The organism is Sutterella massiliensis, from assembly GCF_016899755.1.
In the GTDB taxonomy this organism is placed as follows: Bacteria; Pseudomonadota; Gammaproteobacteria; order Burkholderiales; family Burkholderiaceae_F; genus Sutterella; species Sutterella massiliensis.
Window position 1 is genome coordinate 1 of sequence record NZ_JACJJC010000227.1, and the last position, 567, is coordinate 567.

1 protein-coding gene is annotated in these 567 nt (G+C 31.7%); it reads left to right on the forward strand.

Annotated features, from left to right (window positions below):
• Positions 1–567, forward strand: a 567-nt coding sequence (locus H6A60_RS12295) for a hypothetical protein (protein ID WP_205105044.1), incomplete at both ends; no start/stop codon positions are given.

The window sequence follows — 567 nt, forward strand, 5'->3', positions numbered from 1 at the left end:
TAAGAAATTGGCGCTCAAGAATTAATACGATTCTTAATAATAATTTATTTTTAAGAGTTGATCTTACTGGTGGAGTCGATAGTCGCTCTGTTTTTTCTTTTTTTGCTCACGATAATTTAATTCAAAGATCAATTCGATCGGGTAATTTGATGATTTTCTCGGATAAGCGTCACAAAGAAGACTATTGTGTAGCTGAGGAAATAGCTAAACTACTTGATTTTCAGATCAATACTCCATTTAATAAATGTGCTCCAAATACAAATCAAACTGCAAATGAGCAGCTTACTAACTGGATAAATTTTAATATTTCACGTTACTCCTCTTTTGTTGTCCCTCCTGATCGTTTTAATTCTAACAAAATATTCTTTGGCGGAGAAGGTGGAGAGGAACTTCGCTACTTTTATGGGTATCATAGCAACCCTCCCATCACAAATTTTAGTGATTATTTAACAATATATAAGCCTTATTTTTCTAAGGATGTATATTTCGAAGAATGGCTTTCTTCCATCAAGACAAGTATAAAAATATTAAAACAAAATTGGTCAAATGTCGATGATTCTATAATTC